The organism is Priestia sp. SIMBA_032, from assembly GCF_046535215.1.
GTDB lineage: Bacteria > Bacillota > Bacilli > Bacillales > Bacillaceae_H > Priestia > Priestia aryabhattai.
Genome location: NZ_JAWRXD010000314.1, coordinates 1 through 327 on the forward strand (window position 1 = coordinate 1; position 327 = coordinate 327).

Genomic DNA, 327 nt, shown 5'->3' on the forward strand with positions numbered 1-327 from the left:
TACTTTTTAATCCATTTTCTCAAAACCGCAGTACGGGATATATTATATTTTTGAATAACTTGGCTTAACGAATAATGCCCTGATAGATAATCATTGACGGCTGCTAATTTTAGATCTTTAGAATAAGATTTCCAAGACGTTGCGTCTGTCAAGCCGTCTTCACCGTCCATTTCATATCTTCTCTTCCAGTCTCTAATCGTACCAGGATCAACAGAAAACTTTGCCATAATGTCGGCTATTGAATGATGCTCATCTTCATAAAGAGCTAAAATAGCCAATTTTTCGTTTTTAGAATATTTTATTCGAGCCATAGTAAAAACTCCCCTT

General features: G+C 35.2%; 1 protein-coding gene. It reads right to left on the reverse strand.

Annotated features, from left to right (window positions below; genetic code table 11):
• On the reverse strand, window positions 1–311 hold a 311-nt coding region (locus tag SB717_RS34545; RefSeq protein WP_410907366.1), incomplete at its 3' end, for a helix-turn-helix domain-containing protein.
• Between the last annotated feature and the right edge of the window lie 16 nt (window positions 312–327).